The organism is Peribacillus frigoritolerans (assembly GCF_004358755.1).
Classification (GTDB): domain Bacteria; phylum Bacillota; class Bacilli; order Bacillales; family Bacillaceae; genus Bacillus_P.
Map to the genome: position 1 here is coordinate 24,998 of NZ_SMZY01000008.1, position 24,005 is coordinate 49,002.

Annotated in this window: 36 protein-coding genes and 1 pseudogene; all 37 read left to right on the top strand. The window is 41.5% G+C overall.

The window, feature by feature from the left end:
* Positions 1 to 22: 22 nt before the first annotated feature.
* The 37 genes and pseudogenes from rpoC to rplQ all read left to right on the top strand — a co-directional run bounded on the left by rpoC (position 23) and on the right by rplQ (position 23,807).
* Positions 23 to 3,622, top strand: coding sequence for a DNA-directed RNA polymerase subunit beta' (gene rpoC, locus E2R53_RS21815; RefSeq protein ID WP_133313797.1), 3,600 nt, complete (start codon positions 23 to 25; stop codon positions 3,620 to 3,622).
* 130 nt (positions 3,623 to 3,752) lie between these two features.
* On the top strand, positions 3,753 to 4,001 hold the full coding sequence (locus E2R53_RS21820) for a 50S ribosomal protein L7ae-like protein (RefSeq protein ID WP_133313798.1): 249 nt from the start codon (positions 3,753 to 3,755) through the stop codon (positions 3,999 to 4,001).
* A 107-nt stretch (positions 4,002 to 4,108) separates the two neighbouring features.
* Complete coding sequence (gene rpsL, locus E2R53_RS21825; protein WP_029282841.1) at positions 4,109 to 4,531, top strand: 30S ribosomal protein S12; 423 nt, start codon at positions 4,109 to 4,111, stop codon at positions 4,529 to 4,531.
* Positions 4,532 to 4,582: 51 nt separating this feature from the next.
* Complete coding sequence (gene rpsG, locus E2R53_RS21830) at positions 4,583 to 5,053, top strand: 30S ribosomal protein S7 (RefSeq protein ID WP_070875236.1); 471 nt, start codon at positions 4,583 to 4,585, stop codon at positions 5,051 to 5,053.
* Positions 5,054 to 5,106: 53 nt separating this feature from the next.
* Complete coding sequence (fusA, locus tag E2R53_RS21835) at positions 5,107 to 7,185, top strand: elongation factor G (protein WP_133313799.1); 2,079 nt, start codon at positions 5,107 to 5,109, stop codon at positions 7,183 to 7,185.
* Between the two features lie 111 nt (positions 7,186 to 7,296).
* Positions 7,297 to 8,487, top strand: coding sequence for an elongation factor Tu (tuf, locus tag E2R53_RS21840; RefSeq protein WP_133313800.1), 1,191 nt, complete (start codon positions 7,297 to 7,299; stop codon positions 8,485 to 8,487).
* A gap of 341 nt (positions 8,488 to 8,828) precedes the next feature.
* Entirely contained in the window at positions 8,829 to 9,137 is a 309-nt protein-coding gene (gene rpsJ, locus E2R53_RS21845) for a 30S ribosomal protein S10 (protein ID WP_029282834.1), read from the top strand.
* 43 nt (positions 9,138 to 9,180) lie between these two features.
* Positions 9,181 to 9,807, top strand: coding sequence for a 50S ribosomal protein L3 (gene rplC / locus E2R53_RS21850; RefSeq protein WP_133313801.1), 627 nt, complete (start codon positions 9,181 to 9,183; stop codon positions 9,805 to 9,807).
* 27 nt (positions 9,808 to 9,834) lie between these two features.
* On the top strand, positions 9,835 to 10,458 hold the full coding sequence (gene rplD / locus E2R53_RS21855) for a 50S ribosomal protein L4 (protein WP_070875232.1): 624 nt from the start codon (positions 9,835 to 9,837) through the stop codon (positions 10,456 to 10,458).
* Positions 10,458 to 10,745, top strand: a complete 288-nt coding sequence (rplW, locus tag E2R53_RS21860) for a 50S ribosomal protein L23 (protein ID WP_070875231.1) — start codon at positions 10,458 to 10,460, stop codon at positions 10,743 to 10,745. The genes rplD and rplW overlap by 1 nt, the downstream gene beginning before the upstream one ends.
* Before the next feature lie 29 nt (positions 10,746 to 10,774).
* Positions 10,775 to 11,605, top strand: a complete 831-nt coding sequence (rplB, locus tag E2R53_RS21865; RefSeq protein WP_070875230.1) for a 50S ribosomal protein L2 — start codon at positions 10,775 to 10,777, stop codon at positions 11,603 to 11,605.
* A 57-nt stretch (positions 11,606 to 11,662) separates the two neighbouring features.
* Positions 11,663 to 11,941 (top strand): 30S ribosomal protein S19, encoded by a 279-nt coding sequence (gene rpsS, locus E2R53_RS21870; RefSeq protein WP_029282824.1) that lies wholly within the window; start codon positions 11,663 to 11,665, stop codon positions 11,939 to 11,941.
* Positions 11,942 to 11,958: 17 nt separating this feature from the next.
* Positions 11,959 to 12,300 carry a 50S ribosomal protein L22 gene (gene rplV / locus E2R53_RS21875; RefSeq protein ID WP_029282822.1) on the top strand — a complete coding sequence of 114 codons (342 nt, stop codon included), beginning with the start codon at positions 11,959 to 11,961 and terminating at the stop codon, positions 12,298 to 12,300.
* 3 nt (positions 12,301 to 12,303) lie between these two features.
* Positions 12,304 to 12,960 (top strand): 30S ribosomal protein S3, encoded by a 657-nt coding sequence (gene rpsC / locus E2R53_RS21880; RefSeq protein WP_133313802.1) that lies wholly within the window; start codon positions 12,304 to 12,306, stop codon positions 12,958 to 12,960.
* Positions 12,961 to 12,962: 2 nt separating this feature from the next.
* Positions 12,963 to 13,397 (top strand): 50S ribosomal protein L16, encoded by a 435-nt coding sequence (gene rplP / locus E2R53_RS21885; RefSeq protein ID WP_070875228.1) that lies wholly within the window; start codon positions 12,963 to 12,965, stop codon positions 13,395 to 13,397.
* On the top strand, positions 13,387 to 13,590 hold the full coding sequence (rpmC, locus tag E2R53_RS21890) for a 50S ribosomal protein L29 (protein WP_070875227.1): 204 nt from the start codon (positions 13,387 to 13,389) through the stop codon (positions 13,588 to 13,590). Before rplP ends, rpmC begins: the two co-directional genes overlap by 11 nt.
* Positions 13,591 to 13,610: 20 nt before the next feature.
* Positions 13,611 to 13,877 carry a 30S ribosomal protein S17 gene (gene rpsQ / locus E2R53_RS21895; RefSeq protein WP_070875226.1) on the top strand — a complete coding sequence of 89 codons (267 nt, stop codon included), beginning with the start codon at positions 13,611 to 13,613 and terminating at the stop codon, positions 13,875 to 13,877.
* Between the two features lie 38 nt (positions 13,878 to 13,915).
* On the top strand, positions 13,916 to 14,284 hold the full coding sequence (rplN, locus tag E2R53_RS21900) for a 50S ribosomal protein L14 (protein WP_070875225.1): 369 nt from the start codon (positions 13,916 to 13,918) through the stop codon (positions 14,282 to 14,284).
* Positions 14,285 to 14,323: 39 nt separating this feature from the next.
* On the top strand, positions 14,324 to 14,635 hold the full coding sequence (rplX, locus tag E2R53_RS21905) for a 50S ribosomal protein L24 (RefSeq protein ID WP_070875224.1): 312 nt from the start codon (positions 14,324 to 14,326) through the stop codon (positions 14,633 to 14,635).
* Positions 14,636 to 14,659: 24 nt separating this feature from the next.
* The gene (gene rplE, locus E2R53_RS21910) at positions 14,660 to 15,199 is read left to right on the top strand and encodes a 50S ribosomal protein L5 (protein WP_029282808.1); all 540 of its coding nucleotides are present in this window, start codon (positions 14,660 to 14,662) and stop codon (positions 15,197 to 15,199) included.
* Between the two features lie 21 nt (positions 15,200 to 15,220).
* Positions 15,221 to 15,406 carry a 30S ribosomal protein S14 gene (rpsN, locus tag E2R53_RS21915; RefSeq protein ID WP_010285078.1) on the top strand — a complete coding sequence of 62 codons (186 nt, stop codon included), beginning with the start codon at positions 15,221 to 15,223 and terminating at the stop codon, positions 15,404 to 15,406.
* A 32-nt stretch (positions 15,407 to 15,438) separates the two neighbouring features.
* Complete coding sequence (gene rpsH / locus E2R53_RS21920) at positions 15,439 to 15,837, top strand: 30S ribosomal protein S8 (RefSeq protein WP_029282804.1); 399 nt, start codon at positions 15,439 to 15,441, stop codon at positions 15,835 to 15,837.
* A 30-nt stretch (positions 15,838 to 15,867) separates the two neighbouring features.
* Positions 15,868 to 16,404, top strand: a complete 537-nt coding sequence (rplF, locus tag E2R53_RS21925) for a 50S ribosomal protein L6 (RefSeq protein WP_133313803.1) — start codon at positions 15,868 to 15,870, stop codon at positions 16,402 to 16,404.
* 33 nt (positions 16,405 to 16,437) lie between these two features.
* A complete protein-coding gene (rplR, locus tag E2R53_RS21930; RefSeq protein ID WP_070875222.1) occupies positions 16,438 to 16,800 on the top strand; it encodes a 50S ribosomal protein L18 in 363 nt (120 codons plus the stop codon).
* A 23-nt stretch (positions 16,801 to 16,823) separates the two neighbouring features.
* The gene (rpsE, locus tag E2R53_RS21935; RefSeq protein ID WP_029282798.1) at positions 16,824 to 17,324 is read left to right on the top strand and encodes a 30S ribosomal protein S5; all 501 of its coding nucleotides are present in this window, start codon (positions 16,824 to 16,826) and stop codon (positions 17,322 to 17,324) included.
* Positions 17,325 to 17,337: 13 nt separating this feature from the next.
* Entirely contained in the window at positions 17,338 to 17,520 is a 183-nt protein-coding gene (gene rpmD / locus E2R53_RS21940) for a 50S ribosomal protein L30 (protein WP_133313819.1), read from the top strand.
* Positions 17,521 to 17,552: 32 nt separating this feature from the next.
* Positions 17,553 to 17,993: a 50S ribosomal protein L15 gene (gene rplO, locus E2R53_RS21945; RefSeq protein WP_070875221.1), complete on the top strand. Its 441-nt coding sequence runs from the start codon at positions 17,553 to 17,555 to the stop codon at positions 17,991 to 17,993.
* Positions 17,993 to 19,288 carry a preprotein translocase subunit SecY gene (secY, locus tag E2R53_RS21950; protein WP_133313804.1) on the top strand — a complete coding sequence of 432 codons (1,296 nt, stop codon included), beginning with the start codon at positions 17,993 to 17,995 and terminating at the stop codon, positions 19,286 to 19,288. The genes rplO and secY overlap by 1 nt, the downstream gene beginning before the upstream one ends.
* A gap of 56 nt (positions 19,289 to 19,344) precedes the next feature.
* Positions 19,345 to 19,998, top strand: a complete 654-nt coding sequence (locus tag E2R53_RS21955; RefSeq protein WP_070875219.1) for an adenylate kinase — start codon at positions 19,345 to 19,347, stop codon at positions 19,996 to 19,998.
* Complete coding sequence (map, locus tag E2R53_RS21960; RefSeq protein ID WP_133313805.1) at positions 19,995 to 20,741, top strand: type I methionyl aminopeptidase; 747 nt, start codon at positions 19,995 to 19,997, stop codon at positions 20,739 to 20,741. The genes E2R53_RS21955 and map overlap by 4 nt, the downstream gene beginning before the upstream one ends.
* Positions 20,742 to 20,758: 17 nt before the next feature.
* A pseudogene (locus tag E2R53_RS21965) lies at positions 20,759 to 21,093 on the top strand (KOW motif-containing protein).
* Entirely contained in the window at positions 21,071 to 21,289 is a 219-nt protein-coding gene (gene infA, locus E2R53_RS21970; RefSeq protein WP_070875217.1) for a translation initiation factor IF-1, read from the top strand. The pseudogene E2R53_RS21965 and the gene infA overlap by 23 nt, the downstream one beginning before the upstream one ends.
* 32 nt (positions 21,290 to 21,321) lie before the next feature.
* Positions 21,322 to 21,435, top strand: a complete 114-nt coding sequence (rpmJ, locus tag E2R53_RS21975) for a 50S ribosomal protein L36 (protein WP_003156543.1) — start codon at positions 21,322 to 21,324, stop codon at positions 21,433 to 21,435.
* A 23-nt stretch (positions 21,436 to 21,458) separates the two neighbouring features.
* Positions 21,459 to 21,824, top strand: coding sequence for a 30S ribosomal protein S13 (gene rpsM, locus E2R53_RS21980; protein ID WP_070875216.1), 366 nt, complete (start codon positions 21,459 to 21,461; stop codon positions 21,822 to 21,824).
* A 21-nt stretch (positions 21,825 to 21,845) separates the two neighbouring features.
* Positions 21,846 to 22,235, top strand: a complete 390-nt coding sequence (rpsK, locus tag E2R53_RS21985) for a 30S ribosomal protein S11 (RefSeq protein WP_029282777.1) — start codon at positions 21,846 to 21,848, stop codon at positions 22,233 to 22,235.
* 184 nt (positions 22,236 to 22,419) lie between these two features.
* Positions 22,420 to 23,364 carry a DNA-directed RNA polymerase subunit alpha gene (locus E2R53_RS21990; protein ID WP_070875215.1) on the top strand — a complete coding sequence of 315 codons (945 nt, stop codon included), beginning with the start codon at positions 22,420 to 22,422 and terminating at the stop codon, positions 23,362 to 23,364.
* A gap of 80 nt (positions 23,365 to 23,444) precedes the next feature.
* Complete coding sequence (rplQ, locus tag E2R53_RS21995) at positions 23,445 to 23,807, top strand: 50S ribosomal protein L17 (RefSeq protein ID WP_070875214.1); 363 nt, start codon at positions 23,445 to 23,447, stop codon at positions 23,805 to 23,807.
* The last annotated feature ends 198 nt before the right edge of the window (positions 23,808 to 24,005 follow it).

The window sequence follows — 24,005 nt, forward strand, 5'->3', positions numbered from 1 at the left end:
GACGAAAAGGGAGGTAGGCCCCTTGCTAGATGTAAATAACTTTGAGTATATGAACATCGGTCTCGCTTCACCTGATAAAATTCGCTCGTGGTCATTCGGTGAAGTTAAGAAACCAGAAACGATTAACTATCGTACATTAAAACCAGAAAAAGACGGTTTATTCTGTGAGCGCATTTTCGGTCCTACTAAGGACTGGGAATGTCATTGCGGAAAATATAAAAGAGTTCGCTACAAAGGTGTAGTCTGTGATCGATGCGGAGTTGAAGTAACTCGTGCTAAGGTCCGCCGTGAGCGCATGGGGCATATTGAACTTGCTGCCCCTGTTTCTCACATTTGGTATTTTAAAGGCATCCCTAGCCGCATGGGCTTAGTGCTTGATATGTCACCGCGTGCACTAGAAGAAGTGATTTACTTCGCCTCTTACGTGGTTACAGAAACAGGCGACACGCCGCTTGAGAAAAAACAGCTGCTCTCTGAAAAAGAATATAGAGCATACCGTGATAAATACAGCTCAACTTTCCAAGCTGCAATGGGTGCAGAAGCGATCAAAAAACTTCTTTCTGACATCGATTTGGATAAAGAGGTTGATCAGCTTAAAGAAGAGCTTAAAACAGCACAAGGCCAGCGCAGAACCCGTGCAATCAAACGATTAGAAGTATTAGAAGCATTCCGTAATTCAGGCAATGAGCCATCTTGGATGATCCTTGATGTTCTTCCTGTTATCCCGCCTGAACTTCGTCCAATGGTCCAATTAGACGGTGGACGTTTTGCGACTTCTGACTTAAATGATTTGTACCGCCGTGTAATTAACCGCAACAACCGTTTAAAACGTTTATTGGACCTTGGTGCTCCAAGCATCATCGTACAGAACGAAAAACGCATGCTTCAAGAAGCTGTTGATGCATTGATTGACAATGGCCGACGCGGCCGTCCGGTTACTGGACCAGGTAATCGTCCTCTTAAATCCCTTTCACATATGCTGAAAGGTAAACAAGGACGTTTCCGTCAAAACCTACTTGGTAAACGTGTTGACTATTCAGGCCGTTCCGTTATCGTTGTAGGACCGAACCTGAAAATGTATCAGTGCGGTTTGCCGAAAGAAATGGCTCTTGAATTATTCAAGCCTTTCGTTATGAAAGAACTTGTTGAAAAAGGCTTAGCACACAACATTAAGAGTGCTAAACGTAAAATAGAGCGTGTATCTCCTGAGGTTTGGGATGTATTAGAAGCAGTTATCAGAGAGCATCCAGTTCTCCTTAACCGCGCACCTACACTTCACAGACTGGGAATCCAGGCATTTGAGCCTACGCTTGTAGAAGGCCGTGCAATACGTCTTCACCCATTAGTATGTACAGCATATAACGCTGACTTTGATGGTGACCAAATGGCGGTTCACGTACCTCTATCTGCTGAAGCTCAAGCAGAAGCACGCATTTTGATGCTTGCAGCTCAAAACATTCTAAATCCTAAAGACGGAAAACCTGTTGTTACTCCTTCTCAGGATATGGTACTTGGAAACTACTACCTGACATTAGAACGCGAAGAAGCTGTCGGCGAAGGAATGGTCTTCAAAGATACGAACGAAGCCTTGCTTGCATATCAAAACGGATATGTTCATCTTCACACTCGTATCGCTGTTCAAGCAAGCTCTCTGCCTAACGAATCATTTACGGATGAACAGCGCAAAAAGCTGCTTGTAACAACTGTAGGAAAACTGATTTTCAATGAAATTCTTCCTCCTTCATTCCCTTATATGAATGAACCGACTAAGAGCAACATTGAAGATGAAACACCGGAAAAATTCTTTATTGATGCAAATGTGAATGTGAAAGAATTCATTCAAAGCCAAGAGATCATCCCTCCTTTCAAGAAGGGAATCTTAGGTAAAATCATTGCTGAAATCTTTAAGAAATTCCATATTACCGAAACGTCTAAAATGCTTGACCGCATGAAAGATCTTGGATTCAGATACTCTACTAAAGCCGGTATTACGGTTGGTGTATCAGATATCATCGTACTGCGTGAAAAAGAAGAGATCTTAAAAGAGGCACAAGCTAAAGTTGATAATGTTCTTAAACAATTCAAACGCGGTCTGATTACAGAAGAAGAGCGCTATGAACGTGTTATTTCCATCTGGAGTGCGTCTAAAGATGTCATCCAGGGCAAACTGATGGCTTCTCTTGATAAGCGCAACCCGATCTTCATGATGAGTGATTCAGGAGCCCGTGGTAACGCATCTAACTTTACGCAGCTTGCGGGAATGCGCGGACTGATGGCCAACCCGGCCGGACGTATTATTGAACTTCCAATCAAATCAAGTTTCCGCGAGGGCTTAACAGTGTTAGAGTACTTTATCTCTACACATGGTGCGCGTAAAGGTCTTGCCGATACAGCCCTTAAAACAGCTGACTCAGGTTACTTGACAAGACGTCTCGTTGACGTTGCGCAGGATGTCATCATTCGTGATGAAGACTGTGGAACGGACCGCGGCATCTTGACGAAGTCAATTAAAGAAGGCACAGAAGTAATCGAGCATTTAGAAGAGCGTTTAATTGGACGTCATGCACGCAAAACACTTAAACATCCGGAGACTGGTGAAGTCATCGTTTCTGAAAATGATCTCATTACAGAAGACCTTGCTTTAGCGATTGTTGAAACTGGTATAGAAGAAGTATGGATTCGTTCTGCATTTACATGCAACACTCGTCATGGTGTATGTAAAAAATGCTACGGACGCAACTTGGCTACAGGAACCGAGGTTGAAGTTGGAGAGGCAGTCGGTATTATCGCTGCTCAATCTATCGGAGAACCGGGAACTCAGCTTACAATGCGTACGTTCCATACAGGCGGTGTTGCCGGAGATGACATCACTCAAGGTTTACCTCGTATTCAGGAGCTATTTGAAGCGAGAAATCCTAAAGGTCAGGCAACCATCTCTGAAATTGATGGTGTAGTAGTGGAAATTAATGAAGTTCGTGACAGACAACAGGAAATCGTTATTAAAGGCGATGTTGAAACACGCACTTACACAGCTGCTTACAACGCTAGACTTAAAGTGGCCGAAGGCGACAAAATTACACACGGTCAGGAACTTACTGAAGGTTCAATCGACCCTAAAGAATTGCTGAAAGTAACAGACATCACATCTGTTCAGGAATATCTGCTTCGTGAAGTTCAAAAAGTATACCGTATGCAAGGGGTAGAAATTGGAGACAAACATGTTGAAGTAATGGTTCGCCAAATGCTTCGCAAAGTTAGAGTAATGGATGCAGGAGATACAGATGTATTGCCTGGAACATTGCTTGATGTTCACCAATTTACTGATGCCAACAAAAAGGTATTGCTTGAAGGCAAGCGCCCGGCAACAGGACGTCCGATCCTGCTTGGTATCACAAAAGCATCACTTGAAACAGATTCATTCTTATCTGCTGCATCATTCCAGGAAACAACTCGTGTCCTAACTGATGCTGCGATTAAAGGCAAGCGTGATGAACTGCTCGGCTTGAAAGAAAATGTTATCATCGGTAAGCTTGTGCCTGCCGGAACTGGAATGCAGCGCTATAGACGCGTGAATCCAATTCCTCGCATACAGCCGGAAGATGAAACTGTAACTGTAGATTAATTAACTAACTGAAAAAGAGATGGACGATTCTAGAAAAATGTTTCATTGATCTAGTTGACATCCATCTCTTACGATGTTAGTATGTTCTAGGTGCTTAATTAAAACCTGTTGCTTTGGAGGATATATTTTTATGTCTTATGAAAAAGTATCGCAGGCACATAAAATTATTGTTGGTACGAAGCAAACAGTAAAGGCTCTAAAACTTGATCAAGTAAAGGAACTGATCATTGCTGAAGACGCTGATTCAAGAATCATTCACATGATTACTGAACTCGCTGAACAGAAAGACATTCCCTTTAATATGGTTGACTCTATGAAAAAGCTTGGAAAAGCTTGCGGAATAGAAGTAGGAGCAGTAACTGTAGCTATTATCAATTAAAACCGTTTTTGCCAAGGGTTTTAAATCCTCTGCAAAAACTTTGTTTTTGCCCAAATATGAACCACCTGGATGTGTGGTATTAAACTTCGAGAAGGGAGGACATAAACATGCCTACTATTAACCAATTAGTGCGCAAGGGACGCGTAAGCAAAGTTGAAAAATCAACTTCTCCTGCGTTAAACAAAGGTTACAACAGCTTCAAAAAAGAGCAAACAAACACATCATCACCGCAAAAACGCGGAGTATGTACTCGTGTTGGTACAATGACACCGAAGAAACCGAACTCGGCTCTTCGTAAATATGCTCGTGTTCGTTTAACTAACGGAATCGAGGTAACTGCCTACATTCCTGGTATCGGACACAACCTGCAAGAGCATAGTGTTGTACTTATCCGCGGCGGACGTGTAAAAGATTTACCGGGTGTCCGTTATCACATCGTGCGCGGTGCATTAGACACTGCTGGTGTTGACAAGCGTATGCAAGGCCGCTCTAAATACGGTACAAAACGACCAAAAGCACCAAAAAAATAATGCCTTAAGTAATATAAAGCTTAAGATTATAGCATGAAGGGAGGATATAACATGCCACGTAAAGGTCCTGTTACAAAAAGAGACGTATTACCAGATCCACTTTACAACTCAAAGCTTGTTACTCGTCTAATCAACAGAATTATGGTAGACGGTAAGAGAGGTAAAGCACAAACTATTCTTTACACTGCTTTTGACTTAGTGAAAGAGCGTTCAGGTAAAGAAGCAATCGAAGTGTTTGAACAAGCACTTAAAAACATCATGCCAGTTCTTGAGGTAAGAGCTCGTCGTGTGGGTGGTGCAAACTATCAAGTTCCTGTTGAAGTTCGCCCTGACCGCCGTACTACTCTTGGTCTTCGCTGGTTAGTAAACTACGCTCGTCTTCGCGGTGAAAAAACGATGGAAGAGCGCTTAGCTAACGAGATTCTTGATGCAGCTAACAACACTGGCTCATCAGTTAAGAAACGTGAAGATACTCACAAAATGGCTGAAGCTAACAAAGCATTCGCTCACTACCGCTGGTAGGATTCAAACCATAAAATATACTAATCCTTATAATAGGAAGGAGAAAAACCCAAATGGCAAGAGAGTTCTCCTTAGACAAAACTCGTAATATCGGCATCATGGCTCACATCGATGCCGGTAAAACGACTACTACTGAACGTGTATTATTCTACACTGGACGTATCCATAAAATTGGTGAAACACATGAAGGTGCTTCTCAAATGGACTGGATGGAGCAAGAGCAAGAACGTGGTATCACAATCACTTCTGCTGCTACAACTGCTCAGTGGAAGGGTCATCGCGTAAACATCATCGATACACCGGGACACGTAGACTTCACAGTTGAAGTTGAACGTTCACTTCGTGTACTTGATGGTGCAGTAGCAGTACTTGATGCTCAATCTGGTGTTGAGCCTCAAACTGAAACAGTATGGCGCCAGGCAACAACTTACGGAGTACCGCGTGTAGTATTCGTTAACAAAATGGATAAAATCGGTGCGGATTTCTTATACTCTGTAAAAACAATGCACGACCGTCTTGAAGCTAATGCTCACCCTATCCAACTTCCAATTGGTGCTGAAGATGAGTTTGTAGGTATTATTGACTTAGTAGAGAATGTTGCATATATCTACGAAGACGACCTAGGAACTCGCTCAGAGGCTATGGAAATTCCTGATGATTATAAAGATCTTGCAGAAGAGTGGCGCGGAAAGCTTGTAGAAGCTGTAGCAGAACTTGACGAAGAGCTTATGATGAAATACCTTGAAGGTGAAGAGCTTACAATCGATGAATTGAAAGCTGCGATCCGTAAAGGAACAGTAAATGTAGAATTCTACCCAGTAATCTGTGGATCTGCATTTAAAAACAAAGGTGTTCAGTTAATGCTAGACGCTGTTCTAGACTACCTGCCATCACCTTTAGATGTACCAGCAATTAAAGGTACATTACCTGACAGTGAGGACGAAGTATCTCGTGAATCTAGTGATGAGGGTCCATTCTCAGCACTTGCATTCAAAGTTATGACGGATCCTTATGTTGGTAAATTAACATTCTTCCGTGTGTATTCAGGTGTCTTGAATTCTGGATCATACGTACAGAACTCAACGAAAGGCAAGCGTGAACGCGTAGGACGTATCCTGCAAATGCATGCTAACTCTCGTGAGGAAATCTCAACAGTATACGCTGGAGATATTGCTGCTGCTGTAGGTCTTAAAGACACTACAACTGGTGATACTTTATGTGATGAGAAGAACCAAGTTATCTTGGAATCAATGAATTTCCCAGAGCCGGTTATCTCACTATCTGTTGAACCAAAATCTAAAGCTGACCAAGACAAAATGTCTACAGCTTTAACAAAGCTTTCTGAAGAAGATCCAACTTTCAAAGCTCACACTGATACTGAAACAGGTCAAACGATCATCTCTGGTATGGGTGAACTTCACCTTGACATCATTGTTGACCGTATGAGACGTGAATTTAAAGTTGAAGCTAACGTTGGTGCTCCTCAGGTTGCGTATCGCGAAACTTTCCGTGGCTCTGCTAAAGTTGAAGGTAAATTCGCACGCCAATCTGGCGGACGAGGTCAGTTCGGACACGTTTGGGTAGAATTTGAACCAAACGAAGAAGGAAAAGGCTTTGAGTTCCAAAATAAAGTAGTAGGTGGAACAGTACCACGTGAATACGTGCCTGCTGTTGCAGCTGGTCTAGAAGACTCTATGAAAAACGGTGTTCTAGCTGGATACCCTCTAATCGATGTAAAAGCTACATTGGTTGACGGTTCTTACCATGATGTTGACTCTAGTGAAATGGCGTTTAAGATTGCTGCATCTATGGCTCTTAAAAACGCTGTATCTAAGTGTAACCCTGTTATTCTTGAGCCTGTTATGAAGGTTGAAGTTGTAATCCCTGATGAGTACATGGGAGATATCATGGGTGATATCACTTCTCGTCGCGGACGAGTAGAGGGTATGGAAGCACGCGGAAATGCTCAAGTTGTACGTGCAATGGTTCCACTTTCTGAGATGTTTGGATACGCTACTGCGTTACGTTCAAATACTCAAGGCCGCGGAACATTCTCAATGCACTTTGATCATTACGAAGAGGTTCCAAAATCAATTTCTGAAGAAATTATCAAAAAAAATAAAGGTGAATAATTGATTTTCACCTTTTATTGAAGTATAACTACTTATGTATGAATAGAAAGTGGACATGTTTCACTTTCTGCAATCTATATAATGAATCATGACTCTAAGGAGGAATTTAGAATGGGTAAAGAAAAATTCGACCGTTCAAAAACGCATGCCAATATCGGTACAATTGGACACGTTGACCACGGTAAAACAACTTTAACAGCTGCTATTACAACTGTATTAGCTAAACGTAGCGGTAAAGGTGCTGCAATGGCATACGACATGATCGATGCTGCTCCAGAAGAGCGCGAGCGTGGAATCACAATCTCAACTGCACACGTTGAGTACGAAACTGAAACTCGTCACTATGCACACGTTGACTGCCCAGGACATGCTGACTATGTTAAAAACATGATCACTGGTGCTGCACAAATGGACGGCGGAATCCTAGTTGTTTCTGCTTCTGACGGCCCAATGCCACAAACTCGTGAGCACATCCTTCTTTCTCGTCAAGTAGGTGTTCCTTACCTAGTTGTATTCATGAACAAATGTGACATGGTAGACGACGAAGAGTTACTTGAATTAGTTGAAATGGAAGTTCGTGACCTTCTTACTGAATATGACTTCCCTGGCGATGACATTCCAGTAATCAAAGGTTCTGCTCTTAAAGCTCTTGAAGGAGAAGCTGAGTGGGAAGAGAAAATCGTTGAACTTATGAACGCAGTTGACGAGTATATCCCAACTCCAGCTCGTGACACTGAAAAACCTTTCATGATGCCAGTTGAGGATGTATTCTCAATCACTGGTCGTGGAACAGTTGCTACAGGACGTGTAGAGCGCGGTGTAGTTAAAGTTGGAGATGTTATCGACATCATCGGCTTCACTGAAGAGCCAAAATCTACAACTGTAACAGGTGTTGAAATGTTCCGTAAGCTTCTTGACTATGCAGAAGCTGGCGACAACATCGGAGCACTTCTTCGTGGGGTTTCTCGTGAAGATATCCAACGTGGACAAGTTCTTGCTAAGCCAAAAACAATCACTCCACACACTAAATTTAAATCAGAAGTTTACGTTCTTTCAAAAGAAGAGGGTGGACGTCACACTCCATTCTTCTCTAACTACCGCCCACAGTTCTACTTCCGTACTACGGACGTAACTGGTATCATTCAACTTCCAGAAGGCGTTGAAATGGTTATGCCTGGCGATAACATCGAAATGACTGTTGAACTTATCGCTCCAATCGCGATTGAAGAAGGTACTAAGTTCTCAATCCGTGAAGGCGGACGTACAGTAGGCGCTGGTGTCGTAGCTACGATCACTGAGTAATTCTACTTTCTAAAAGACGAGCTTAATGCTCGTCTTTTTTTATATAAAAAATCTCTTCTATTAAGAAGTGATTTAGTCAAGAATCGAAAACATTTTCCATTTGCAGATTCGCTTGTCATACGACTATGAAGTATGTATAATAGTAAAAGTGCGCAAGAAAGTAAAAACTTTATTTTCTTCTTGCATTGGGCACGGATTTTTTATATAATAGACAATGTTGGTCTTTGACTGCGATGAAGTAGGAGGTTGCCGATACACACGGCCGCTTTGCCATGGCGAGTGTACGGAAAATTTCTACGGAGAAAGTCTATTTTAAAAGTAGGCGAAAAGGAGGGAAAATAATGGCAAAACAAAAAATTCGTATTCGTTTGAAAGCATATGATCACAGAATTCTTGATCAATCTGCTGAGAAGATCGTTGAAACAGCAAAACGTTCAGGTGCTAACGTTTCTGGTCCGATCCCGTTGCCAACTGAAAAATCGATTTATACGATTCTTCGTGCGGTACACAAATACAAAGATTCTCGTGAGCAATTTGAAATGCGCACGCACAAACGTTTGATCGATATCATTAACCCAACACCACAAACTGTTGATGCATTAATGCGATTAGACTTACCGTCAGGCGTTGACATTGAAATCAAACTTTAATTTCAAAAATAGATTTTACAACACATTATAGGAGGTGTGACTAATGACCAAAGGAATCTTAGGTAAAAAAATCGGTATGACTCAAGTATTCACGGAAAAGGGTGACCTTATCCCGGTAACAGTAATTGAGGCTACTGGAAACGTTGTTCTTCAATTGAAAACTGTTGAAAGTGACGGCTATGCAGCTGTTCAAGTTGGTTTCTCAGACAAACGCGACAAACTTTCTAACAAACCTTCAAAAGGACACGTTGCAAAAGCTAATACTGCACCTAAGCGCTTCGTAAGGGAATTCCGCGGAGATGCTGGTGAGTATGAAGTTGGTCAGGAAGTCAAAGTTGATATTTTCTCTGCTGGAGATGTAGTAGATGTAACAGGAATATCGAAAGGTAAAGGTTTCCAAGGCTCAATCAAACGCCATAACCAATCTCGCGGACCGATGTCACATGGTTCTCGTTACCACCGTCGCCCAGGTTCAATGGGTCCTGTTGCTCCAAACCGAGTATTCAAAAATAAATTATTGCCAGGACGCATGGGCGGAGAGCGCGTTACTGTTCAAAACCTTGAGATCGTGAAAGTTGACGCTGAGCGTAACCTTCTATTGATCAAAGGTAACGTACCTGGACCTAAAAAATCACTTATCACAGTGAAAAAAGCTGTTAAATCTAACTAATTTTTCTAAGAAAGGAGGAATTCGATAATGCCGAAAGTAGCATTATTAAACCAAAGCGGATCAAACGTTGGTGAAATCGAGCTAAACGATTCCGTATTTGGTATCGAACCTAATCAGCACGTTTTATTCGAAGCGGTTATCATGCAAAGAGCTTCCTTGCGACAAGGAAACCATAAAGTTAAAGGTCGTTCAGAAGTTAGAGGCGGAGGTCGTAAGCCTTGGCGCCAAAAAGGTACTGGACGTGCTCGTCAAGGATCTATCCGTTCACCACAATGGCGCGGCGGTGGTATCGTATTCGGTCCAACACCACGCAGCTATTCTTACAAATTACCAAAAAAAGTTCGCCGCTTAGCGATCAAATCAGCTTTATCATCTAAAGTACAAGAAAACAACGTATTAGTATTAGAAGACTTACTAATGAATGCTCCTAAAACAAAAGAAATGACTTCTATTCTTACAGGTCTTTCAATTGCGAAGAAAGCATTGATCGTTACTGCTGATGTAAACGAAACAGTTGAATTATCAGCTCGTAACATCCCTGGCATTACAGTTCTTACAGCTAATTCTATTAACGTTTTAGATGTACTTAACCATGAGAAGCTTGTTATTACGAAAGCAGCGGTGCAAAAAGTAGAGGAGGTGCTTGCATAATGAAAGATCCTCGTGATATTATTAAGCGCCCCGTAATCACTGAACTTTCAACAGACTTAATGACTGAGAAAAAGTACACGTTTGAAGTAGACGTTAAAGCTAACAAAACTCAAGTTAAAGATGCTATCGAAGCGATCTTTGGCGTTAAAGTTGAGAAAGTTAACGTACTTAACTACAAAGGCAAATATAAGCGTGTAGGTCGTTATACAGGTCTTACTAATAAGCGTAAAAAAGCAGTTGTTAAATTAACAGCTGACAGCAAAGAAATCGAATTATTCGAAGTCTAATATATTTTTTAAGATAGGAGGGAAACGAGATGGCGATTAAAAAGTACAAACCAACCTCAAATGGTCGTCGCGGCATGACAGTTTCTGATTTCGCTGAGATTACAACAAACAAACCAGAAAAGTCATTACTTGCGCCTGTTCACAGAAAAGGCGGTCGTAACAACCAAGGTAAAATTACTGTACGTCATCAAGGCGGCGGTCACAAACGTCAATACCGTATTATCGATTTTAAACGCGATAAAGATGGTATACCAGGACGCGTTGCTACAATCGAGTATGATCCGAACCGTTCTGCAAACATTGCACTTATCAATTATGCAGATGGTGAGAAAAGATATATCCTTGCTCCAAAAAACCTAGAAGTAGGTTTACAAGTTGTTTCTGGACCTGAGGCTGATATTAAAGTAGGAAATGCACTTCCTCTTCAAAACATTCCAGTAGGTACAGTAATCCACAACATTGAATTAAAACCTGGAAAAGGCGGACAATTAGTACGTTCTGCTGGTACTTCTGCACAAGTACTTGGTAAAGAAGGCAAATACGTATTAGTTCGTTTAAATTCTGGTGAGGTTCGCATGATCCTTGCTACTTGCCGCGCTACTATTGGTCAAGTAGGAAATGAACAGCATGAACTTATCAACATTGGTAAAGCTGGACGCTCACGCTGGTTAGGTATTAGACCTACAGTTCGTGGTTCAGTAATGAACCCTAACGATCACCCTCATGGTGGTGGTGAAGGTCGTTCTCCAATCGGACGTAAATCTCCAATGACTCCTTGGGGTAAACCGACTCTTGGGTATAAAACTCGCAAGAAAACCAATAAGTCCGATAAATTCATCGTACGTCGTCGTAAAAAATAACGTGATGGTTCTACGGTTCGAAGGAACCGTAGCGCAATCGCGAAGGGAGGTACAAGTATGGGCCGTAGCTTGAAAAAAGGACCATTCGTAGATGAGCATTTATTCAAAAAAGTTGAAAAGTTAAACGAGTCAGAGAAAAAGCAAGTGATCAAAACTTGGTCTCGTCGTTCTACTATTTTCCCACAATTCATCGGTCAAACGATCGCTGTATATGACGGTCGCAAACATGTTCCTGTATACGTTACTGAAGATATGGTAGGACACAAACTCGGTGAGTTTGCTCCAACACGTACGTATAAAGGTCATGCAGCTGACGACAAAAAAACAAGACGTTAATGAGAGGAGGCTTTTAAATGCAAGCTAAAGCCGTTGCAAGAACAGTACGTATTGCTCCTCGTAAAGCTCGTTTAGTAATTGATCTTATCCGAGGAAAGCAAATAGGTGAAGCGGTAGCGATTCTTCGTCACACACCGAAAACTGCTTCTCCAATTATTGAAAAAGTTCTAAAATCTGCTGTGGCAAATGCAGAGCACAACTATGAAATGGACATTAACAACCTGGTTGTAACTGAAGCTTATGTAGGCGAAGGTCCAACTCTAAAACGTTTCCGTCCACGCGCAATGGGTCGTGCTAGTGCAATCAACAAACGCACAAGCCACATTACAATCGTTGTATCAGAAAAGAAGGAGGGATAATCCGTGGGTCAAAAGGTAAATCCAGTCGGTCTTCGCATTGGTGTCATTCGTGATTGGGAATCTAAATGGTTCGCTGGTAAAGATTATGCTAATCTTTTACACGAAGACATTAAAGTTCGTGAATATATCAACCAACGTTTAAGCGATGCTTCTGTTTCTAAGATTGAAATCGAGCGTGCTGCTAATCGTGTAAACATTACGATCCACACTGCTAAGCCAGGTATGGTAATCGGTAAAGGCGGTACTGAAGTTGAAGCACTTCGTAAAGCTCTTAACGAATTAACTGGCAAGCGTGTACACATCAACATTCTTGAAATTAAAAGAGCTGATTTAGATGCTAAATTAGTAGCTGAAAACATCGCTCGTCAATTAGAAAACCGTATTTCTTTCCGTCGTGCTCAAAAGCAAACAATTCAACGTGCTATGCGCGCTGGTGCAAAAGGAATCAAAACAATGGTATCTGGTCGTCTTGGCGGTGCTGATATCGCTCGTTCTGAACATTACAGTGAAGGAACTGTTCCACTTCACACACTTCGTGCTGATATTGACTATGGTACAGCTGAAGCTGACACTACTTATGGTAAATTAGGCGTTAAAGTTTGGATCTATCGTGGAGAGGTTCTTCCTACTAAGAAGAAAAAAGAGGAAGGAGGAAAATAATTATGTTGTTGCCAAAACGCGTTAAGTATCGCAGAGAACACCGTGGAAAAATGCGCGGTCGTGCTAAAGGCGGTACAGAAGTTCACTTCGGTGAGTTCGGTATTCAAGCTCTAGAAGCTTCATGGATTACAAATCGTCAAATCGAGGCAGCTCGTATTGCGATGACTCGTTACATGAAACGTGGCGGTAAAGTCTGGATCAAAATTTTCCCTTCTAAGCCATATACGGCAAAACCTCTAGAGGTACGTATGGGATCCGGTAAAGGGGCTCCAGAAGGCTGGGTAGCAGTCGTTAAACCTGGAAAAGTTTTGTTTGAGATTGCTGGTGTTTCTGAAGAAGTAGCACGCGAAGCATTGCGTCTTGCATCTCACAAATTACCAATCAAAACAAAATTCGTTAAACGCGAGGAAATTGGTGGTGAATCAAATGAGAGCTAATGATATTCGTGATCTTACCACTGCTGAAATTGAACAAAAAGTAAAATCACTAAAAGAAGAGTTGTTTAACCTTCGTTTCCAATTAGCGACAGGTCAACTTGAAAACACTGCTCGCATTCGTGAAGTACGTAAATCGATCGCTCGTATGAAAACTGTGATCACTGAAAGAGAGATCGCTGCTAATAATCGATAATCCTGAGAGGAGGTTGCAGAATGAGTGAACGCAACAACCAGCGCAAAGTCTACACTGGACGTGTAGTTTCTGATAAAATGGATAAAACGATCACTGTTCTTGTCGAAACTTATAAAAAGCATTCGCTTTACGGCAAGCGTGTAAAATACTCCAAAAAGTTCAAAGCTCATGATGAGAACAACCAAGCTAAAGTTGGCGATGTAGTGAAAATCATGGAAACTCGCCCTTTATCAGCTACTAAACGTTTCCGTCTAGTTGAAATTGTTGAAGAAGCTGTTATTATCTAATATTGTTCGGATTATTTTTCCGAAGGGAGGTAACGTAAATGATTCAACAAGAATCCCGTTTAAAAGTTGCTGACAATTCCGGTGCTCGTGAAGTACTTACTATTAAAGTTCTTGGCGGATCTGGACGTAAAACTGCTAGTATTGGTGATGTAATTGTTTGCACGGTCAAACAAGCAACACCAGGAGGCGTTGTTAAAAAAGGTGACGTTGTTAAAGCAGTAATTGTTCGCACAAAAAGTGGTGCTCGCCGTCAAGACGGAACATATATCCGCTTCGACGAAAATGCATGTGTAATCATTAAAGATGACAAGAGCCCTCGCGGAACTCGTATCTTTGGACCAGTTGCACGTGAATTGCGTGAAAATAACTTTATGAAAATTGTTTCTCTTGCTCCAGAAGTATTATAAATCGAAAATAGACAGCCTTACTAAGGAGGTGCGACTAGGATGCATGTAAAAAAAGGTGATAAGGTAATGGTTATCTCAGGTAAAGATAAAGGTAAACAAGGCACAGTTCTTGCTGCTTTTCCTAAGAAAGACCGAGTACTTGTTGAAGGCATCAACATTATGAAGAAGCATTCAAAACCTTCTCAATCAAATCCTCAAGGCGGCATCATCAGCCAAGAGGCACCTATCCATGTATCAAATGTTATGCCACTAGATCCTAAATCTGGTGAACCAACTCGTGTTGGATTCAAAGTGGTTGATGGCAAAAAGGTACGTGTTGCAACAAAATCTGGTGAAACTTTAGATAAATAGTAAATAAGGAAGGGAGGTCCTCGCATGAACCGCCTTAAAGAAAAGTATCAAAAAGAAATTACACCTGCTTTAATGAGCAAGTTCAACTATAAATCAGTGATGCAAGTTCCAAAGCTTGAGAAGATCGTAATCAACATGGGTGTTGGTGACGCAGTATCTAACTCTAAAGCTCTTGATACAGCTGTTGAAGAGTTAACAACTATCTCAGGTCAAAAGCCGGTTATCACTAAAGCTAAAAAATCAATTGCAGGATTCCGTCTGCGTGAAGGTATGCCTATCGGTGCGAAAGTAACTCTTCGCGGCGAGCGCATGTATGAATTCCTAGATAAATTAGTTTCTGTATCATTACCACGTGTACGTGACTTCCGCGGTATCTCTAAAAAGTCTTTTGACGGACGCGGCAACTACACACTAGGTGTTAAAGAACAATTAATCTTCCCTGAAATTGATTATGATAAAGTATCAAAAGTTCGTGGTATGGACATCGTCATCGTTACAACTGCTAACACTGACGAAGAATCTCGTGAGTTATTAACTCAGTTCGGTATGCCATTCCAAAAATAATCGAAATAGGGAGGCGAAAACGTGGCTAAAAAGTCAATGATTGCGAAACAAAAACGCACTCAAAAGTTTAAAGTACAAGAGTACACTCGCTGCGAACGCTGTGGTCGTCCACATTCAGTTCTGCGTAAATTTAAACTTTGCCGTATTTGTTTCCGTGAACTCGCATATAAAGGTCAAATTCCAGGCGTTAAAAAAGCTAGCTGGTAATACCCCATAATCGGGAAGGAGGTAATTTTGATATGGTAATGACAGATCCAATTGCAGATATGCTTACTCGTATTCGTAACGCGAATATGGTTCGTCATGAAAAATTAGAAATTCCTGCATCTAAAGCGAAAAAAGAGATCGCTGAAATTCTTAAGCGTGAAGGTTTCGTTCGTGATGTTGAATATGTAGAAGATAACAAACAAGGTATCATTCGTATTTTCTTGAAATACGGATCAAACAACGAGCGTGTTATCACTGGTTTGAAACGTATCAGTAAACCAGGATTACGCGTATACGCTAAAGCTAACGAAGTACCACGCGTACTTAACGGTTTAGGAATTGCAATCGTATCTACTTCTCAAGGTGTCTTAACTGACAAAGAAGCTCGTGCGAAGCAAGCTGGCGGAGAAGTTCTAGCATACGTTTGGTAAGAACCTGAAATAGAATGGAGGTGTACATGAATGTCTCGTATTGGTAAAAAACCACTTGAAATCCCTGCAGGTGTAACAGTTACTATCAATGAAAGCACTGTAACTGTTAAAGGACCTAAAGGTGAATTAACTCGTACTTTTAACTCTGATATCAACGTTAAAGTTGAAGATAACGTACTTACTGTGACACGTCCTTCTGATCAAAAAGAACATCGTGCTCTTCACGGTACAACTCGCAGCCTTTTAGGCAACATGGTTGAGGGCGTTTCTAAAGGATTTGAAAAAGGTCTTGAATTAGTAGGTGTCGGTTACCGTGCTACTAAATCTGGCAACAAGCTAGTACTAGCTGTTGGATACTCACATCCTGTAGAAATCGTTCCTGAACAAGGAATCGAAATTGAAGTGCCGTCAAATACGAAAATTATCGTAAGAGGTACTGATAAAGAGCGTGTTGGAGCTATCGCTTCAAACATCCGTGCTATTCGTCCGCCGGAGCCTTATAAAGGCAAAGGTATCCGCTACGAAGGTGAATATGTACGTCGTAAAGAAGGTAAAACAGCGAAGTAATATCGCCTAGATGATAAGAAAGGAGTGACCTAGATGATTACGAAACTTGATAAAAACGTTGTGCGTAAGAAAAGACACGGCCGTGTTCGCGCGAAATTATCTGGAACAACTGCTCGTCCTCGTTTAAACGTATTTCGTTCTAATCAGCACATCTATGCTCAAGTAATTGACGATCTTCAATCAGTTACAATTGCAAGTGCTTCTACTTTAGATAAAGATCTTAATCTTGACGCAAAAGCTAATATCGATGCAGCTCAAAAAGTTGGCGAATTAGTTGCTAAGCGTGCGATTGAAAAAGGTGTTAAATCTGTTGTATTTGACCGCGGGGGTTACTTATACCATGGCCGTGTAAAAGCTTTGGCTGAAGCTGCTCGCGAAGCTGGATTAGAATTTTAATAAAAAAAGGAGGGACACAGAGAATGGGTCGTATTGAACCAAACAAATTAGAGCTTGAAGAACGCGTTGTTACTGTAAACCGTGTAGCTAAAGTAGTAAAAGGTGGACGTCGTTTCCGCTTTGCTGCATTAGTTGTTGTCGGCGACAAAAACGGTCATGTAGGTTTCGGTACTGGTAAAGCACAAGAAGTGCCAGAAGCGATTCGCAAAGCGATCGAAGACGCTAAGAAAAACCTTGTTGAAGTACCTATGGTTGGTACTACTATTCCTCACCAAGTCATCGGTAGATTCGGTGCTGGAAACATCCTTTTAAAACCTGCATCTGAAGGTACTGGTGTTATCGCTGGTGGTCCTGTTCGTGCAGTACTAGAATTAGCAGGAGTTAGTGACATCTTGTCAAAATCACTAGGTTCTAACACTCCAATTAACATGATCCGTGCTACAATTTCTGGATTAACAGAACTTAAACGCGCTGATGAAGTTGCGAAGCTACGTGGCAAGTCGGTTGAAGAATTGTTAGGATAAGGAGGGAAACATGATGGCAAACAAATTAGCGATTACCCTCACTCGCAGTGTGATTGGTCGCCCAGAAGACCAACGTATTACTGTTAAAACACTAGGTCTTAAAAAAATGCACCAAACAGTTGTACTTGATGACAATGCAGCTGTTCGCGGCATGATCAACAAAGTATCTCATTTGCTTACAGTTAAAGAACAATAATATAGATCTTCTAATATCAAGGAGGTGTCCCGATGAAACTTCATGAATTAAAACCAGCAGAAGGGTCACGCAAAACACGTAACCGTGTTGGCCGTGGTACAGGTTCTGGTAACGGTAAAACGTCTGGTAAAGGTCATAAAGGACAAAACGCTCGTTCTGGCGGCGGTGTTCGCCCTGGATTCGAGGGTGGTCAAACTCCTTTATTCCGACGTCTTCCTAAACGCGGATTTACGAACATCAACCGTAAAGATTTCGCGATCGTGAGCTTAGACAAATTAAATCTTTTTGAAGACGGTACTGAAGTAACAACTGAACTTTTACTTGAAGCTGGCATGATCAGCAAAGTAAGATCAGGCGTGAAAGTACTTGGCAACGGCAAGCTTGAGAAAAAGCTTACTGTAAAAGCTAACAAATTCTCTGCATCTGCTAAAGAAGCTATTGAAGCTGCTGGCGGTACAGTAGAGGTGATTTAATGTTTAAGACAATCTCCAATTTTATGCGCGTGGGTGATATCCGCAATAAAATCTTGTTCACCCTTTTAATGTTAATTATATTTCGTATTGGAACTTTCATCCCTGTGCCTGGCGTCAACGCTGACGTTTTAAAGGCTCAGGATGAAATGAATGTTTTCGGAATTCTTAACACGTTCGGCGGTGGTGCACTGTATAACTTCTCGATCCTTGCGATGGGAATTATGCCGTACATTACAGCATCCATTATCGTGCAGCTTTTGCAGATGGATGTTGTGCCGAAATTTACTGAGTGGTCAAAGCAAGGTGAAGTTGGCCGTCGTAAACTAGCACAATTCACTAGATATTTTACGATTGTACTAGGTTTCATCCAAGCGTTGGGTATGTCTTACGGTTTTAATAATCTCGCTGGGGGATTATTAATTGAAAACCCAGGTATTGCAACGTACCTTTTAATTGCAGTTGTCTTAACAGCAGGTACTGCTTTTTTAATGTGGTTAGGGGAGCAAATTACCTCTAAGGGTGTTGGCAATGGTATTTCCATTATCATCTTTGCAGGGATTGCAGCAGGAATCCCTACAACTCTTAACCAAATCTATGCACAACAATTCCAGGACGCTGGAGATCAGCTTTTCTTGAATATTGTAAAAGTTGGGCTGATAGTATTAGCGATAATCGCAATTATAGTTGGAGTTATCTTCATTCAGCAGGCTCTTCGCAAGATTCCTATTCAATATGCGAAGAACTCAGCAGGTCGTGCACCGGCGAAAGGTCAGTCTACTCACCTTCCGCTTAAAGTGAACCCGGCTGGCGTAATCCCTGTCATCTTTGCGGTTTCGTTCATTATTACACCGCCAACGATTGCATCATTCTTTGGATCCAATGATGTTACAAACTGGATTCAAAAAACGTTTGACTATACACAGCCAATCGGTATGGTAGTCTACGTTGCACTAATCGTTGCTTTCACTTATTTCTATGCATTCGTTCAGGTTAATCCGGAACAAATGTCAGAGAATCTGAAAAAGCAAGGCGGATATATCCCAGGCATTCGCCCGGGTAAAAATACGCAAGAATATTTGACAAAAATTTTATACAGACTGACGTTTGTTGGTTCTCTTTTCTTAGCAGCTATCTCAGTTCTTCCTGTATTCTTTATTAAGTTCGCTAACTTGCCAGCTTCTGCACAGATTGGCGGAACGAGCTTGTTGATCGTAGTAGGGGTTGCTCTTGAAACGATGAAACAACTTGAAAGTCAGCTTGTTAAGCGTCATTATAAAGGATTTATTAAACAGTAAGGTTACGGGACTTGGGTCCCTTTCCTTCTAAATAGAGACTGAGGGGGGTAATATTCTTGAATTTAGTTCTTATGGGTCTGCCAGGAGCCGGTAAAGGCACACAGGCAGAACGAATCGTTGAAAAATATGAAATCCCTCATATCTCAACAGGGGATATGTTCAGAGCTGCTATTAAAGGAGAAACTGAATTAGGTCTTAAAGCAAAATCCTTCATGGATCAAGGTGCACTTGTTCCTGATGAAGTAACAATTGGTATCGTCCGTGAGAGATTGGGCAAGAATGATTGTGAAAAAGGTTTCCTCTTAGATGGATTCCCGCGCACAGTTGCTCAAGCTGAAGCTTTAGAAGAAATTCTGTCAGATCTTAATAGAAAAATTGATTACGTTATTAACATCGAGGTTGATAAAGACATCCTTATGGAGCGTCTTACTGGTCGCCGTATTTGTAAAAAATGCGGATCAACGTATCATCTCGTTTTCAACCCTCCTGCGGCTGAAGGAATCTGCGACAAATGTGGCGGAGAACTTTACCAACGAGAAGATGATAACGAAGAGACTGTTGCAAACAGACTTGAAGTGAATCTCAAACAGACACAACCTTTGCTGAATTTCTATGAAGAAAAAGGATATTTGCGTAATATTAATGGACAACAGGACATTAAGCAGGTTTTCGTTGACGTTAATGAACTGCTTGGAGGATTAGGTGAATGATCATTTGTAAGACTCCACGTGAAATTGAAATCATGCGTGAAGCTGGTCGCATTGTCGCATTGACCCACCAGGAACTCCAAAAACATATACAGCCTGGAATTACTACAAAAGAACTGGATGTAATTGCCGAAAAGTTTATACGCGGAAGCAATGCAATTCCTTCTTTTAAAGGTTATAATGGTTTTCGCGGGAGCATTTGTGCTTCAGTGAATGAGGAGCTCGTTCACGGAATACCTGGAGATCGAGTATTGCGTGAAGGAGACATTATCAGCATTGATATCGGTGCTAAGTATAATGGCTATCATGGTGACTCTGCTTGGACATATCCTGTTGGAAAAATCTCTCTGGAATCCGAAAGACTTCTTGAAGTAACAGAGGAATCCTTGTACAAAGGCCTAGCTGAAGCAAAGCCTGGCGAGAGACTATCCAATATATCACACGCTATTCAGACGTATGTTGAACAGCATCAATTCTCGGTCGTTCGGGAATATGTTGGACACGGCGTTGGACAGGATTTACATGAAGATCCGCAGATTCCGCATTATGGTCCGCCAAACAAAGGTCCGAGGTTAAAACCAGGCATGGTCTTGGCAATTGAGCCAATGGTTAATGCCGGCAGCCGTTACGTAAGAACTCTTTCTGACAACTGGACAGTTGTTACGCAAGACCGCAAAATGTGTGCTCATTTTGAACATACAATTGCTATTACTGAAACTGGCTTTGAAATTTTAACTAAAGCCTGATCCGAAGGTGATATTGTTTGAACGAAGCCGAATCGAGTCCGCGCATAGGTCAGTTTGTCTATATTACTGAAGGCAGAGAAGCTGGACAATATGCTGTTGTGATCAATATTCTCGATGAACGATTCGTTTTAATAGCTGATGGAGAGAATCGATTGTTTCACTCCCCGAAAAAGAAGAATGTTAATCATCTAGAATTTATTGATTGCGTATCTCCGGAAGTTCAGAACAGTATATATGAAACAGGTCGTGTGACAAACGGGAAACTTCGGTTTGCCTTAACAAAGTTTGTCAATGAGCAAGTTGCTGATTTGAAGAAGGGAGAAAAGTGAATGGCGAAAGACGATGTAATTGAAGTAGAGGGTACTGTACAAGAGACATTGCCTAATGCAATGTTCAAAGTTGAGCTTGAGAACGGTCATACGGTTTTAGCGCATGTATCTGGAAAAATCCGCATGCATTTTATTCGTATTTTACCTGGAGACAAAGTTACGGTAGAATTATCACCATATGATCTATCTCGTGGCAGAATTACGTACCGTTTTAAATAAAACACTCCGCAACTAAGGAGGTAAGAGAAATCATGAAGGTAAGACCATCGGTTAAACCAATCTGTGAAAAATGCAAAGTTATTCGCAGAAAAGGCAAAGTAATGGTAATTTGTGAAAATCCAAAACATAAACAAAAACAAGGCTAAAACTAAAGGAGGTGCAGCTTTAAATGGCTCGTATTGCTGGTGTAGATATTCCTCGTGACAAACGCGTAGTTATTTCATTAACATACGTTTTCGGTATTGGTCGTCCAACTGCTGAAAAAGTACTAGCTGAGGCTGGTGTTTCTGAAGATACTCGTGTGCGTGACTTAACAGAAGAAGAATTAGGTAAAATTCGTGATATCGTAGACAAGCTGAAAGTTGAAGGAGACCTTCGTCGTGAAGTTTCTTTAAACATCAAACGTCTGATTGAGATCGGCAGTTTCCGCGGTTTGCGTCATCGTCGCAGTTTACCTGTTCGTGGTCAAAATACCAAAAATAACGCTCGTACTCGTAAAGGACCTCGTCGTACGGTTGCGAACAAGAAAAAATAAGGTAAAGGAGGTTAACCCACAATGGCTCGTAAAACGAACACTCGTAAGCGTCGCGTAAAAAAGAATATTGAGGCAGGTATCGCTCATATTCGTTCAACATTTAACAACACGATTGTTACTATTACAGACGTACATGGTAACGCTCTTTCTTGGTCAAGTGCAGGTTCACTGGGATTCAGAGGATCACGTAAATCCACTCCCTTTGCTGCACAAATGGCTGCTGAAGCTGCAGCTAAAGGATCAATCGAACACGGTATGAAAACTCTTGAAGTAACTGTTAAAGGACCAGGCGCAGGCCGTGAAGCTGCAATCCGTGCACTTCAAGCTGCTGGTCTAGAAGTAACAGCTATCAGAGACGTTACTCCGGTTCCACATAACGGATGCCGTCCGCCAAAACGTCGTCGTGTATAAATTTTCTGTATAGATTTTGTATCCCTGTCAATAATGGGTTATGATACAGTAAAAAGTTCTCGCAGAAATAACTATTTGTTGTTGTGCACATTCGGGACTTTATAATGGGGAATTTCGGTTAGACACACCTAAAAGCTTGCTTTTGTCTAGCCGGGGTTTCGACGTTTTGAAGGAGGGTTTATAGATGATAGAAATTGAAAAACCAAAAATCGAAACGGTTGAAATCAGCGACGATGCCAAGTACGGTAAATTCGTCGTCGAACCACTCGAGCGTGGATATGGTACTACTTTGGGTAACTCCTTACGTCGTATTCTCTTATCTTCACTCCCTGGTGCCGCTGTAACATCAATCCAGATAGATAGTGTACTCCATGAATTCTCTACAATCGAAGGCGTTGTTGAAGATGTTACAACAATCATCTTAAACATTAAAAAGCTTGCTCTTAAGATTTATTCTGAGGAAGAAAAAACGCTTGAGATTGACGTACAGGATGAAGGAGTTGTAACGGCTGCAGATATTACTCACGACAGTGATGTTGAAATTCTAAATCCGGACCTTCATATTGCTACATTAGCGAAGGGTGCACATTTCCGTATGAGATTGACTGCGAAGCGTGGACGCGGATATACTCCGGCTGATGCAAACAAAAGAGAAGATCAGCCAATTGGCGTTATCCCAATCGATTCAATTTTCACACCTGTATCACGCGTGTCTTATCAAGTTGAAAATACACGTGTAGGTCAAGTGTCGAACTATGATAAACTTACTTTTGATGTGTGGACAGACGGAAGCACAGGTCCAAAAGAAGCGATTGCACTTGGTGCAAAGATTCTGACTGAACATCTTAATATCTTCGTAGGGCTTACTGATGAAGCTCAAAACGCTGAGATTATGGTGGAAAAGGAAGAGGACCAAAAAGAAAAAGTTTTAGAAATGACGATCGAAGAATTGGATTTGTCAGTTCGTTCTTATAACTGTTTAAAACGTGCAGGCATCAACACTGTACAGGAGCTTGCTCATAAAACAGAAGAAGACATGATGAAAGTTCGTAACTTAGGTCGTAAATCTTTGGAAGAAGTTAAAGCGAAACTAGAAGAACTTGGCTTAGGTCTTCGTAAAGACGACTGACGACTAGTTAACAAGTTAACTAGCGTTTTCGCGTGTTTCTAAAATTAACATACAGTATTAAACGAAGGAGGGAACACATAATGCCTTACAGAAAATTAGGACGTACAAGTGCTCAACGTAAAGCGTTACTTCGTGATCTAACTACAGATTTAATTATCAGCGAGCGCATTGAAACTACTGAGGCTCGTGCGAAAGAATTACGTTCAACTGTAGAAAAAATGATTACTTTAGGTAAACGTGGGGATCTTCATGCCCGCCGCCAAGCTGCTGCTTACATCCGTAACGAGGTAGCAAACGAAGAAGGCACGCAAAATGCACTTCAAAAACTATTCGGTGATATCGCACCACGTTATACAGAGCGTCAAGGTGGATACACTCGCATAATGAAACTTGGACCTCGCCGCGGCGACGGAGCACCAATGGTCATTATCGAATTAGTTTAATTATATTTAGTTACTCCAAGGGCGGGTCAGTTTTTAGAAACTGGATCTATGCCCTTTTTTTATACACTTAAAGCCCCTCTATTCTTTTCATAGAAAGAGGGGTCACTCTAAGTGTGATCAGAGAGAGAATAGAAGAGTCCGGTGTTTTATTCTTGTGCCATTTATCATGAAGCACACAAAAACACAGGTGAGGGAGGC

What these genes read in the sequence shown, in the direction of transcription:
- rplN (WP_070875225.1), top strand. Translation starts at nt 13,916, where the DNA reads ATGATTCAACAAGAATCCCGTTTAAAAGTTGCTGACAATTCCGGTGCT.
- E2R53_RS21990 (WP_070875215.1), top strand. Translation starts at nt 22,420, where the DNA reads ATGATAGAAATTGAAAAACCAAAAATCGAAACGGTTGAAATCAGCGAC.
- rpsQ (WP_070875226.1), top strand. Translation starts at nt 13,611, where the DNA reads ATGAGTGAACGCAACAACCAGCGCAAAGTCTACACTGGACGTGTAGTT.
- rpsH (WP_029282804.1), top strand. Translation starts at nt 15,439, where the DNA reads ATGGTAATGACAGATCCAATTGCAGATATGCTTACTCGTATTCGTAAC.
- secY (WP_133313804.1), top strand. Translation starts at nt 17,993, where the DNA reads ATGTTTAAGACAATCTCCAATTTTATGCGCGTGGGTGATATCCGCAAT.
- rpsM (WP_070875216.1), top strand. Translation starts at nt 21,459, where the DNA reads ATGGCTCGTATTGCTGGTGTAGATATTCCTCGTGACAAACGCGTAGTT.
- rplX (WP_070875224.1), top strand. Translation starts at nt 14,324, where the DNA reads ATGCATGTAAAAAAAGGTGATAAGGTAATGGTTATCTCAGGTAAAGAT.
- rplP (WP_070875228.1), top strand. Translation starts at nt 12,963, where the DNA reads ATGTTGTTGCCAAAACGCGTTAAGTATCGCAGAGAACACCGTGGAAAA.
- rpsG (WP_070875236.1), top strand. Translation starts at nt 4,583, where the DNA reads ATGCCACGTAAAGGTCCTGTTACAAAAAGAGACGTATTACCAGATCCA.
- rplV (WP_029282822.1), top strand. Translation starts at nt 11,959, where the DNA reads ATGCAAGCTAAAGCCGTTGCAAGAACAGTACGTATTGCTCCTCGTAAA.
- rplF (WP_133313803.1), top strand. Translation starts at nt 15,868, where the DNA reads ATGTCTCGTATTGGTAAAAAACCACTTGAAATCCCTGCAGGTGTAACA.
- rplC (WP_133313801.1), top strand. Translation starts at nt 9,181, where the DNA reads ATGACCAAAGGAATCTTAGGTAAAAAAATCGGTATGACTCAAGTATTC.
- rplW (WP_070875231.1), top strand. Translation starts at nt 10,458, where the DNA reads ATGAAAGATCCTCGTGATATTATTAAGCGCCCCGTAATCACTGAACTT.
- rpmJ (WP_003156543.1), top strand. Translation starts at nt 21,322, where the DNA reads ATGAAGGTAAGACCATCGGTTAAACCAATCTGTGAAAAATGCAAAGTT.
- rpsE (WP_029282798.1), top strand. Translation starts at nt 16,824, where the DNA reads ATGGGTCGTATTGAACCAAACAAATTAGAGCTTGAAGAACGCGTTGTT.
- E2R53_RS21820 (WP_133313798.1), top strand. Translation starts at nt 3,753, where the DNA reads ATGTCTTATGAAAAAGTATCGCAGGCACATAAAATTATTGTTGGTACG.
- rpsS (WP_029282824.1), top strand. Translation starts at nt 11,663, where the DNA reads ATGGGCCGTAGCTTGAAAAAAGGACCATTCGTAGATGAGCATTTATTC.
- fusA (WP_133313799.1), top strand. Translation starts at nt 5,107, where the DNA reads ATGGCAAGAGAGTTCTCCTTAGACAAAACTCGTAATATCGGCATCATG.
- rpmC (WP_070875227.1), top strand. Translation starts at nt 13,387, where the DNA reads ATGAGAGCTAATGATATTCGTGATCTTACCACTGCTGAAATTGAACAA.
- rplR (WP_070875222.1), top strand. Translation starts at nt 16,438, where the DNA reads ATGATTACGAAACTTGATAAAAACGTTGTGCGTAAGAAAAGACACGGC.
- rpsL (WP_029282841.1), top strand. Translation starts at nt 4,109, where the DNA reads ATGCCTACTATTAACCAATTAGTGCGCAAGGGACGCGTAAGCAAAGTT.
- rplQ (WP_070875214.1), top strand. Translation starts at nt 23,445, where the DNA reads ATGCCTTACAGAAAATTAGGACGTACAAGTGCTCAACGTAAAGCGTTA.
- map (WP_133313805.1), top strand. Translation starts at nt 19,995, where the DNA reads ATGATCATTTGTAAGACTCCACGTGAAATTGAAATCATGCGTGAAGCT.
- rpsJ (WP_029282834.1), top strand. Translation starts at nt 8,829, where the DNA reads ATGGCAAAACAAAAAATTCGTATTCGTTTGAAAGCATATGATCACAGA.
- rplO (WP_070875221.1), top strand. Translation starts at nt 17,553, where the DNA reads ATGAAACTTCATGAATTAAAACCAGCAGAAGGGTCACGCAAAACACGT.
- rpmD (WP_133313819.1), top strand. Translation starts at nt 17,338, where the DNA reads ATGGCAAACAAATTAGCGATTACCCTCACTCGCAGTGTGATTGGTCGC.
- rplD (WP_070875232.1), top strand. Translation starts at nt 9,835, where the DNA reads ATGCCGAAAGTAGCATTATTAAACCAAAGCGGATCAAACGTTGGTGAA.
- rplB (WP_070875230.1), top strand. Translation starts at nt 10,775, where the DNA reads ATGGCGATTAAAAAGTACAAACCAACCTCAAATGGTCGTCGCGGCATG.
- rpsK (WP_029282777.1), top strand. Translation starts at nt 21,846, where the DNA reads ATGGCTCGTAAAACGAACACTCGTAAGCGTCGCGTAAAAAAGAATATT.
- rplE (WP_029282808.1), top strand. Translation starts at nt 14,660, where the DNA reads ATGAACCGCCTTAAAGAAAAGTATCAAAAAGAAATTACACCTGCTTTA.
- tuf (WP_133313800.1), top strand. Translation starts at nt 7,297, where the DNA reads ATGGGTAAAGAAAAATTCGACCGTTCAAAAACGCATGCCAATATCGGT.
- infA (WP_070875217.1), top strand. Translation starts at nt 21,071, where the DNA reads ATGGCGAAAGACGATGTAATTGAAGTAGAGGGTACTGTACAAGAGACA.